This is a genomic window from Robinsoniella sp. (genome assembly GCF_034124845.1).
Map to the genome: position 1 here is coordinate 1 of NZ_JAWYAJ010000116.1, position 7,292 is coordinate 7,292.

Below are 7,292 nucleotides of genomic sequence, written 5' to 3' on the forward strand. Positions count from 1 at the left end.
ATGGAACTTTCAAAACTTTTCAATGCTGCCTCATATTTCTGCTGTTCCATTGCCGCCATTCCCAGATTTAGAGGGCTGACCGGATCGCTCTTAGGCTGACATCCACTTAGTGTACAAGCGGCTAAAATCACTAACAGTAGTTTTTTATATCTCATGGTATTGCCTCCATTACAAAATATTGTTACTTCCGTACTATTGCGTAAATGCAGTACCAGTATATCAGATATCACATCAGAAATATAGTGGTATTTTATTAATTCGGGTTCTCAAAAATACAATAAAAGGCCGATAATCCGCAAATTATCAGCCCTGTAGTAAATTTATCCTATAATTTGAAATTTATCTAATCATGACTCCCGCCTTTTACGAAAGCTCATAACATACAAAATGATTGACAATACACTAAAGAACACGGAATGGAAAAATGCCAGTATCATATCAATCTGCGGCTGATGCTTTGCAGATTGAATGAGAAAGAGAAATGCCTCTTCTTTCTTTTTCCACAGATTTGTCCAGAAGTCAAAATCAGACCATTTCGTTGGGATCATTTCTTTTGGGATTGTGACAAAACGTGAAATTCCCAATATGGTCAGGATCAATATTACAATCACAGCTCCCCACCAGATATAATATGAGACACCCTGGCCTTTTTCTTCCCTGGCATAGCGCAGCAGGGTAATCATAATTCCAAAAGCAAAAAATACCGGAAGCAGCAGTATAAGTATTCTGGTTATACCCCTTAAGAGATCCATATCCATGATTTTACCTTCCAGCGAATGGCGCATAAGAAATTCATTCACAGTGGTTTCTTTTTCACTGCCCTCCGGAATTCTTACAGTAATACTGTCCAGACTCTGGCCTTCTCCGTCTGCCTGCATTACCACCAGCTGTCTTTCGTCATCTATCCCTTTCAAGAGTCCCCTTATGGTCAGCTTTCGGTCCAGATACTCCAGCTGTTTTCCTTCCACATCGGTGCTTCCGAAAAGTTCATAAGCAGTTTTTTCGTCAATTAAACAACCATTTTTATCATCCGGCGAAAGTGCTGCCGTACCATTAAAAAGAAGCTGGGGATTATTGCACACCAATACAGCTGTTGCAGAACTGCTTCGCTGGTATTTTTTATTAGACAGCCTGGCATTTTCTTTTTCACCCCAAATCGTAAACAGCAGCGGGTTATCCTGCTTCTGTTCTGCTTTCTGAATTTCAGAAGCAGATTTTGCATCTAACCTGTTATCCGTGAGGACAGCAGTTGCCGTCCCCGGATTGTCACTCATCATTTTACCGTTGTAAAAAACAGCTAAACCATAACATAAAATCATTAGAAGCACGCCTACTAATCTCGCCCAATACTTTTTTAGCATCATTCCTCTGCCAGCCGCACACGACTGCCTCCTGAAATATTCTTATCAGTTCCTGTAATAATTTTCTGGTCACTCGTAATTGTTCCATCCGATAGGGCTGCAAAGTTCTCGTTCTGGTCTAACACTTTTACCACTATCTTCTGTGCCTTTAGTTCATTTCCAAGTACAGATTCTGTTTCCTGGATTACATATACGAATTTTTCATTGTTATCCTCATGGAGGGCAGAAATCGGTACACAAGTCCGGTAGGTCTTGGACGTTCTTGTTACTTCAAACTCTGCTGCTGTACCTATTTCTAAGGTATCGGCTGGTAATTTTACAGTGACATCCAACATCTCTTTATCTTCCTCATTTGCCTTTACGGATTCTACCTTCAGGCCTTCTATCGGATTTGTATTATTCCCGGGCTTTATTATTACCGGATCGTTTTTTGCAAGATATTTTTCCTGATCAGCCGGTACCTGTGCCACAAATTTGCTTCCATTGGTAGTATCCGCCAGAAGCATAGCCGTTCCATCTATGGTCTTATCTCCGGTTGTGACTGCTATTTTTGTCACAATTCCCTTGATAGGGGCTTTTATCTGGCCTCCTGCCGCCAGTAATGCCTCCAGTTTTTGTAACTCCATCTGAAGTTTCTCTTTATCCAGTTTGCTGATTTTACTTGTACTGTCCGTTCCTTCCGGAGCATTGGCATCTTCTAATGCCCGCTGAGCTGTACGTACTCCGTCATCTCTTGCACTTACCGCATCATCGTAAGCCTGCTGCTTTGCATTTACATCATCGATCAGCAGCTGTTCCTGCTCCTGTGACTCTTTTGACTGATTTGCCGCCTGGTCCTGCTGATACTGCTGGATCGCCTGTTCAGCAGACGCTTTTTCTCCCTGGGCTTTTTCAACTTTTTTATTTGCTTTCTCCAACTCACTCTTATACTGGTTACGGACTTCCTTTTCTACCTTAGCCAAGTCCTCCGTTTCCGGGGCCTTAGTCTGTGGCTGAGTCTGCGGCTGGGTCTGTGGCTGAGTCTGCGGCTGGGTCTGTGGCTGCGCCGCGGTGTGGGATTCAGCTCCGTTCTCACCGCTGGCTGGCTCAGCAGGCTCTTCTGTCTGCGCCTCTGTATACGCTGCCGCCTTAGCCTGAACTTCTGCCGCCTTAGCCTGGGCTTCCTGATTTTTCTTTTCCGCTGCATCTAATGCCTTATTTACTTCCCGTTCAATTATCCGTTCCAGTTCCTTAAGTTCATCCTGTGCCTGCTGAAGCGCTTTTTCTTTTGCTTTCAGAGTTTTGTTCAGTTCCGCATATACCGCATCGTTCCCATCCGTGGGAATCCCCTGCTGGTTCCGGTAATCCTGAAGCTTCTGCTGTGCCTTTTGCAAGGCATCCGCCGCTCTGGTTACCGCCTCATTTCCTTTTCCTGCAGCCAGATTTATATCCTGCTCCGCTCTGGCTTTGGTACTTGACTTTTTCTGTTCCTCTGCACTTAACTTACTTTCATTATCCCCTTCTGTAAGATCCATTTTTTCTATTTCCTGCTTTTTAAGAAGAATCTGTTCCTTCAGGTTCGCAATATCCAGGTCAAACAACAGATCTCCAGCTTCTACAGACTGGCCTTCACTTACGTAAATTGTCTGTACCTTTGCGTCTCCAATAGTGGACACCGCCTGTTCCCGGTTCTGCATCACTTTACCGCTTCCGGTTACCGTATGATCAATTGTCATGCTCTGAGCTGTTTTTGTCTGCACATTTGCCAGACTTGCACTGTCTGCTGCTCTGGATAATACTGTAAACAGCAGCATCAGCACTAAAAATGAAGCTAATATCTTAATTATTTTTTTTCTGTCCATATCACCTACTCCTTTACCGCCGCTGCTACGATTCCCTGTTCCAGATAATCCTGTCCTCCCATGAAGACCAGAATTGCCGGTATTAATGTTACAATCGAAGTTGTAAATGCGATCCCTGCCTGTTCCAGCCCTATATTCGGCAAGAACATTGATAACGGCCACAATGTCTTATCTTTTAAAAATGTAAGCGGCTGCTCTATCAGATTCCAATATTCCAGGAACCCCAACACCATAGCCGATATAATTCCTGCCGAACCTAGTGGTATTCCCAGCCAGATAAATATCTGTACGTTTCCCGCTCCGTCGATCTTCGCCGATTCAATTACCGCATCTGGAACACTTTCGAAAAATCGGTACATAATAAATACCGGGAATGTAGAGAAAACTGCCGGCAGTATTATACCAAGATGGGTATCTATCAGATGCAGTTTATCTAAAACCAGGTAATTAGAAAGCATCAATACCTGAAATGGCATCATCATAAGCATTATATATAGCGTAAACAATGTTTTCCTGAACGGGAATTTGAATTTGGCAAATCCCCATGCTGCGGGCACGCCGATCAGCAGCTGCCCCACTAAAATTCCTGCCACCAGTTTTACAGAATTCCAAAACATCTTAAAAAATTCCGGTGAGTCTATCAGCAGTTCCACATAAGAACGCAGGGTGGGCGACATCGGTATCAGGCGCCACTCCACATATCCGCTGGTACCGGCAAGAACCGGCTTAAGGTTTTCCTTTAACTCCGAAGCACTCATAAATGATCCGGTAAACAAAAAGATGATAGGATAGCAGGCAACAAATGCCAACAGGCATAAAAAAACGAAAACAATTTTTTTCTTCATCCTTTTCTACTCCTTTGTATCCCATGCTTTTTGCAGTAACATAATTAATAGAAATATAACCAAGGCATTTACAACAGCCGCTGCCGCCATTTTATCCAGTTCCAGATTTCGGAACCAGTTGCTCAGCAGATGCTGAATCAGATAGATACTGGTATCCGGATAATCCCCAGCCACCAGATACGCTTCCCTGAATACCTTAAAGGAGTTCAGGAAGGACAGCACTGCAATGGTAAAGAGTGATGGCAGGAGATTGGGTAATGTTATTTTCCAGAAGCATTTCCATTCTCCGGCCCCATCTACTTTAGCGGCTTCATATACACTCTCAGAAATCCCTGATAGTCCGGCCACCCAAAGTACGATATCATACCCCAGGTTTTTCCAAACGTAACTAAATACCAGTATCCAGAAAGCATATTCCGTATTCATCCAGTCTACGGTTGTTCCACCGAACTTTTCTATAATACCATTTAACATTCCATGGTTATCGAACAACAGCCTCCACAACAGTACGATGGACGCTACCGGAATTGCCATTGGAATCAAAAAACTGCTTTTTAACAGACTTCCAAACCTCTTCTGCCTATGTAGAAATACTGCAATCAGCAACGATAATATAATCAGTATCGGTATACAAATCGCCACAAATCTTACCGTATTACCAGCTGCCTGCTTGAAGGCGGGGTTGGTAAATATGGTTATATAATTATTTAGTCCAACCCACTTACCATTGATCGCCTCCGAAAATGACCTTCGTATTACATCCAGAAACGGAATTAATACAAATATACTAACGCCGATAAAACTGGGAAGGATAAAGAGCAAGCCCGACCATTCGTATTTTGTTTTTTTTCTAATTTTTTTTCTGTCTTTCATCTTCCTATTTATTTTCATATGATGCCCCTGCCGGTATACCCCTTCTATCGAACTATTTAACCTGTTATTCTGACAAGTACAGATTTATCTTCTGCTTTACATTTTTGGCAGCCTCTTCACTGGTAATATTACCCTTTACGCATTGTTCTGCCTGTTCCTTGACATTTTCTTTGATAACATTGTCTGCTAACGCCGGCGTAGTCAGAGACTCTGCCACAGCATAAAGCTCCTTGATATCAGATTCAGACAGCTGCACGATCCTAAACTCTTTGTTTTCACCGCTTGCTGTGAGATATGGTACTGTTTCTCCAAGACCTTCACCTCCGGTTTTAATCCCTTCCTCAAATGCTGTTTTATTCACCGGTAAACCGCCGCCCTGATTAATAATCTGGGCCTCTTTGGAAAGTAAAAATTCCACAAATATACCTGCTGTTTTTGAATCTGTACTTTTACTGCTGATTCCAATAGCCGCCATCGGTACAAATACATTGGACGCCTGCCCGTTTAAAAGCTTTACCGCTCCATCTCCCATTGCCTGATTGGCTGAGACCACCTGTACATACTGGGAAAAATCAGAAATTAGCCCAGCATTCAGAAGATTCTCTTCTCCCACCAATTCTCCAATGCCCCCATTTATATTATAGAAGGAAGACTCCCCATATTCACCCATAACCATATCATTTTCTTCTGCAGCCGTATGCTTATCACTGTCATAAATTTGTTTTAGCTGTGTATAGAATTCTTGTAATGATTTCTCATTCAAAGTACCATCTTCCTTTAACCATGCAGCAGAATTGCTTGCATAAAGTTTTTCAACTAAATCTCCCGGTTCATCATTACCAAGTATACCTTTACCAGGATTTTCTTTTTTCAATTTCTTGATCTGCTCAACCATCGTAGTTAAATCATTAATGTTCTCAATATCTCCTTTTCTTCCCTGAATCAGCGGCATCTGAAACCTGGTTGGAATTGCCTGGATCATTTCCCCATTTGCATACGTATTTTTAATACTTGGGATGATTCCCTCCGCATATTCTACTTTATTTAAGATTTCTGTCAGATCTGTAAGCAATCCTTTTTCCAGATAAGATTTCACCGGCATACCATCCAACACGATAATATCCGGTCCTTTTCCTGACATGATGTTTGTGTTCAAAGTACGGAGTGCATCAGATACGGTAACAGCATCATCTCCTGCCGTCCCAATTTCCATAGTGACAAAGATATCTGGATTCTCTTTTTGAAAAAATGCAATTGCCTGACGTATTTCCGCATTTTCCTTTAGACTGTATACCTTGACCTCTTTGCTGGGTGTGGAAGGTGTATCTTTTGAATAAGTATATCTAAAGAGTTTATAGGTATCCGCCCCTTCTGTCCCGGCTGCTAAAAACGATCCGTCTTCCACAGCTGCCAGAGAAATAAATGAAAATTTCGGATTCCCTAAGGAGGTTAATGCTCCGTTGATTATCTGTTCTACCAGATTTCCGCCGATTGTATGGCTGTATAAACCACCATTTGTACAAAAGAATATTGATTTATCATCTTTTCCTTTTGTAAATTTGAAGGCTTCTCCTATTCCGCCTGACATCTGCATTATTTCTGTTTCGTCTTTCCCTTTTAAAAGCTGTTCCTCAAGGGATGTGTCCTTTTCCATTTGCTTTCCGGTTCCCAGATTATATAACTGCACTTCCGTATCGGTTACTACAATCAGGGTATTCCCCACGACTTCAAAAGTAATTACATATCCATTCTTAACAATACTGTTCAAACTATTTGTTATTTCTCCGGACTTTGGATCTATCACATGGATATTACTTTCAAAGTCCAAACCAACAAGTCTGCCGTCATCTGTAAAGGAAAATTTAGAAACAGCATTCTTAAATGACAAGTATCCATCTGCGGATGCTTCTCCATCTGTGGATGCTTCCCCTTCTCCTTCAGAAAGATTGCTCAATTGAGGTAATTCTAATTTCAATTCAGCTGCTGTTCCATTCTTATCAATTATCCAATAAGCAGTAGATGGATCTCCCCTATCTGCTGGCCTGCCCATTACAGCTATAGCCATTTCACCAGATGTCGAGATTGCGGAAGCAGTGATCTGAGACTGATTCTTAACTGCTTCCTCGGGCAGGCTGTTCACTTCTGACCAGGTGCTTCCTCCATCTTTTGAATCCCAGATAACGGATTTATTTTGGTCATCCGCAGCCAGCATTCTAACTTCTCCATTCAACAATGTGTTCATATTAATAATTTTGCTCATTCCCTGTGGAAGCTTCATCTCCTCTTCCAGGTATCTGCCCATTGCAAAAATATTTGAACCTTTAGCTCTTTCTGGGGAATTTTCACTTTTCCCCCCAGCGCATCCCGCAAGT

General features: G+C 42.2%; 5 protein-coding genes. All 5 read right to left on the reverse strand.

Going from position 1 to position 7,292, the window contains the following annotated elements:
* Positions 1-347 precede the first annotated feature (347 nt).
* Entirely contained in the window at positions 348-1,364 is a 1,017-nt protein-coding gene (locus ACH2DQ_RS05575) for an ABC transporter permease (protein WP_394911021.1), read from the reverse strand.
* The gene (locus tag ACH2DQ_RS05580) at positions 1,361-3,202 is read right to left on the reverse strand and encodes a biotin/lipoyl-binding protein (protein WP_394911020.1); all 1,842 of its coding nucleotides are present in this window, start codon (positions 3,200-3,202) and stop codon (positions 1,361-1,363) included. Before ACH2DQ_RS05580 ends, ACH2DQ_RS05575 begins: the two co-directional genes overlap by 4 nt.
* 5 nt (positions 3,203-3,207) lie before the next feature.
* On the reverse strand, positions 3,208-4,047 hold the full coding sequence (locus ACH2DQ_RS05585) for a carbohydrate ABC transporter permease (RefSeq protein WP_395025897.1): 840 nt from the start codon (positions 4,045-4,047) through the stop codon (positions 3,208-3,210).
* A 6-nt stretch (positions 4,048-4,053) separates the two neighbouring features.
* Complete coding sequence (locus ACH2DQ_RS05590) at positions 4,054-4,938, reverse strand: carbohydrate ABC transporter permease (RefSeq protein ID WP_394911018.1); 885 nt, start codon at positions 4,936-4,938, stop codon at positions 4,054-4,056.
* Positions 4,939-4,984: 46 nt separating this feature from the next.
* A partial coding sequence (locus ACH2DQ_RS05595; RefSeq protein WP_395025900.1) for an ABC transporter substrate-binding protein occupies positions 4,985-7,292 on the reverse strand: 2,308 nt, incomplete at its 5' end.